Here is a 3,989-nt window from a genome sequence, read left to right as displayed (position 1 = left end):
AGGGAGTTGACCTGGGTTTCCGGGCCCTTCACCGTGACGAAGGACGGCTCAAGAATGGCGTGGGAAATAAGGTAGGGCGAATCTGCCGGCAGGGGGAGCATCTTGTTTTCGAGCGGCACCACGCGTTCGGTGAGGGCGTCGGCCTCAAGCACGAGTCTGCTCGGCATGATTTCGAGTATTTCAAAGGCCTTGAAGTCGGGCATGGAATCCACGGCCAGGGGCAGGGCGGTGGCGCCGCGCTGCACGCCGGAGAGATCCACGGTATAGACGAGGTCGCGCGAGTGCAGATTGCGCAGAAGTTCGGCGGAGCCGCGCAGGCGCACGGAAATGTGATTGACCATGCCCTCGCGGATGACGAGTCCGTCGGGCAGGCCGCGGTATTCCACGCGCAGTTCGACCTGCGTTTCCACATGATCGCGACCGACGACGAGATACCACAGCCCCGTGGCGATGACGAGGGAGAGCAGTACGGAAAGAACGGTCTGCAACCGGCTGTTATTGATTGAGGACATTGGCCAGTATCCGTTCCAGGCGTTCTTGATTCAGGGGATTGGAGAGGTGGCCGTCCTGGGCTAGGGTCACTTCTCCGCGTTCTTCCGATACCACGATGGAGATGGCGTCGCTCACTTCGGTGATGCCGATGGCGGCCCGGTGACGGGTGCCGAAGTGCTGACGGGCGACGTTGGCGAGCGGCAGCACGCAGCCTGCCGCGGTAATGCGGTCGTTGTGGCCTATGATGACGGCGCCGTCGTGGAGCGCCGTGTTGGGAAAGAAGATGGTGGCGAGCAGATCCTGCGAGACCACGGCGTCGATGGTGACGCCCTTTTCGGTCATGTCGCCGAGGGCGACGTTGCGTTCGATGACGATGATGGCGCCGATGCGGCGGGCGGCGAGGGCGCAGGCGGTGCGGCTCACGGTGCTTATCATTTCCGTGCGCACGTTGGCCTTGCGCCGGAAAAGATGCCGGAAGTTCATGTTGGAGAGCGCCTGGCGGATGTCCTGATGGAACAGGATGACCACCACGAGGAACAGGGAACTGAACACGTTCTGGAGCAGCCACACGAGGGTGAACAGGCCGAGAAACTGGGCGGCCGCGAACAGGATGAGCAGCAGGAGCAGGCCGTTCAGGGCGGCCATGGCGCGCGTGCCCCGCACGAAGCGGATGCCGTAGTAGCAGAGAATGGCTACTATGAGTATGTCCAGCAGGTCTCGCCAGCCGAATGTCAACTGTCCCAGTGCGAACATGTCAGTCTATCCAGGGGGTGAAGTGTTCCGCGAGGGTGAGGGCTCGCCGGGCGGAGGCCACGTCGTGAACGCGGTGATGGAAGACGCCGCGCGCGGCGAGCAGTGCCGTGCAGACGCTGGTGGCTTCGATGCGTCTTGTCACGTCGAGGCCGAGCAGGTCGCCGAAGAGGCTCTTGTTGGAAACGCCGAGCAGCACGGGACGCCCCAGAGCGAGGAGTCTTTCGATGCCGGCGAGTATCTGACAGTTGTGTTCCGCGGTTTTGCCGAAGCCTATGCCCGGATCGAGCATGATGTTTTCTTCGGGCAGACCGGCCTTGACCAGGGCGGTCATGCGCGCTTCGAGGAAGGCGACGACTTCGTCGAGCACGTTTTCGTAGTGCGGATCGTTCTGCATGGTGCCGGGGGTCATGCCGGGGCGGCAGTGCATGAGCACGTAGCCGGGGCGGTACTGAGCGAGCACGTCGGTGATTTCGGGCTCCCACACGCCGGCGGAGATGTCGTTGATGATGTCGGCGCCGGCTTCGAGCACGGCGGCGGCAACGGCGGTGCGCCAGGTGTCCACGGAGAGCAGGGTGTCGGGCGGGGTGCGTCTGCCGCGTCCTTCGGAAAGGGCGCGCACGAGAGGCAGCACGCGGCGCATTTCGTCGTCGGGGGGAACGTCCTGCGCGCCCGGACGCGACGAAGCCCCGCCGAGATCAAGCACTCTGGCTCCGTCTGCGGCGAGGCGTCTGGCGTGGGAAAACGCGCTTTCAAAAGAAGGGTGCCTGCCTCCGTCGAAAAAGGAGTCGGGCGTTACGTTCACCACGCCCCACAGCGTGAAGCGCGACGGCGTACCGCCCTGTTTTTCGGTGGAAACAGGGCTGAATGCCCCGTTGCGAAGCATCCAGACCGTGTCCTTATTCATCGTTATTTGTCTCCCCTGTCGGCTCCTTCGCCGGAGGCGGAAGAGTCGCTTGCGGCTTTTTCCTCAGGCTGAGGGGCCGCGGTCTCCGCAGGGGGCGTCGCGTTGGACTGGCTGTTCCCGGCGTTGTTCTTTTCGTCTGCGGAGTGTTCTTCCTCAAGATGGAACTCGCCCGCGTTCTGCCCGTTGATCTGAAAGGGGGGCAGCTTTTCGCCCCGCATGAGGATGTCGATGTCCTCGCCGGAAATGGTTTCGCGTTCCAGCAGGGCGTGCGCAATGGCGTGCAGCATGTCGATGTGCTCGGTGAGCAGGGTGCGGCAGCGTTCGCGGGCCTCGTCGATGAGGGCCTTGACTTCGCTGTCCACGAGGCGGGTCATGTCGTCGCTCACGGCGCGGGTGTGGCCCCATTCGCGGCCGAGGAAGACTTCCTCTTCATGTTCGCCCACGGTCTGCGGACCGATCTTGTCGCTCATGCCCCATTCGCACACCATCTTGCGGGCCATCTTGGTGGCGCGGTCGATGTCGTTGCCTGCGCCGGTGGTGATGTCGCCCATGATGATCTCTTCGGCCACGCGGCCGCCGAGCAGCACCACGAGGTTGTTGCGCAGAAAGTCGCGGGAGTAGCCGTGGCGGTCTTCATTGGGCAGCTGCATGGTCACGCCCATGGCGCGGCCGCGGGGAATGATGGACACCTTGTGAACCGGATCGGTGCCGGGCAGGAGCTTGGCGGCGAGGGCGTGTCCGCCTTCGTGATAGGCGGTGATCTTCTTTTCTTCGTCGCTCAGGATGAGGCTGCGGCGTTCCTTGCCCATGAGGACCTTGTCCTTGGCGTATTCAAAGTCGGACATGTTCAGGCGGTCCTTGTTGAGCTTGGCGGCCTGAAGCGCGGCTTCGTTCACGAGGTTTTCAAGGTCGGCGCCGGAGAATCCGGGCGTGCCCTTGGCAATGGTGGTGAGATCCACGTCCTTGGCGAGGGGGGTGCGGCGGGTGTGGACTTCGAGAATGCGTTCGCGGCCGCGCAGATCGGGCGTGGAAACCACGACCTGACGGTCGAAACGGCCGGGACGCAGCAGCGCGGGATCCAGCACGTCGGGACGGTTGGTGGCCGCAATGAGAATGACGCCTTCGTTGGATTCAAAGCCGTCCATTTCCACGAGCAGCTGGTTGAGGGTCTGCTCGCGTTCGTCGTGACCGCCGCCGAGACCTGCGCCGCGCTGACGACCCACGGCGTCGATTTCGTCGATGAAGATGAGGCAGGGAGCGTTCTTCTTGCCCTGAGCGAAGAGGTCGCGCACGCGAGAGGCACCCACGCCCACGAACATTTCCACGAAGTCGGAACCGGAAATGGAGAAGAACGGCACACCGGCTTCACCGGCCACGGCGCGGGCCAGCAGGGTCTTGCCGGTTCCGGGAGGGCCTACGAGCAGCACGCCCTTGGGAATGCGGCCGCCAAGACGCGTAAACTTGCGCGGATTGGAAAGAAATTCCACAACTTCGGCAAGTTCTTCCTTGGCTTCGTCCACACCTGCCACATCGGCGAACGTGACCTTGCCCACCTGATTCTGATCCTGCATGCGCGCACGGGAACGGCCGAACGACATGGCCTTTCCGCCGCCGCCCTGCATCTGACGGGCAAAGAAGATCCACACGCCGATGAGCAGCAGCATGGGGAACCACGAAATGAACACCGACATGGCAAGCGGCGTTTCTTCGGGCTTCTTGACGTCGATGACCACGTTCTTGTTCTTGAGTTCCTGAACGAGGTTCGGATCGTTGGGGGCATAGGTGCTGTAGGTGCGGCCGTCGTTGGTGACGACGGTGATGTTTCTGTCTTCGATCACCA

The 3,989-nt window shown here is 63.1% G+C and carries 4 protein-coding genes; all 4 read right to left on the bottom strand.

What is annotated here, in order from left to right:
- On the bottom strand, window positions 1-512 hold a 512-nt coding region (locus ACZM96_RS09925), incomplete at its 3' end, for a CdaR family protein (RefSeq protein WP_489488850.1).
- Window positions 496-1,245, bottom strand: coding sequence for a diadenylate cyclase CdaA (cdaA, locus tag ACZM96_RS09920; RefSeq protein ID WP_294488297.1), 750 nt, complete (start codon window positions 1,243-1,245; stop codon window positions 496-498). The genes ACZM96_RS09925 and cdaA, both read right to left, overlap by 17 nt.
- A 1-nt stretch (window position 1,246) precedes the next feature.
- A complete protein-coding gene (folP, locus tag ACZM96_RS09915) occupies window positions 1,247-2,149 on the bottom strand; it encodes a dihydropteroate synthase (protein ID WP_489488848.1) in 903 nt (300 codons plus the stop codon).
- Window positions 2,150-2,151: 2 nt separating this feature from the next.
- A partial coding sequence (ftsH, locus tag ACZM96_RS09910; protein WP_489488847.1) for an ATP-dependent zinc metalloprotease FtsH occupies window positions 2,152-3,989 on the bottom strand: 1,838 nt, incomplete at its 5' end.

The organism is Mailhella sp., assembly GCF_057866825.1.
The sequence above is the reverse complement of the archived record's forward strand: the minus strand, read 5'-3'. Positions and strand labels throughout refer to the sequence as shown.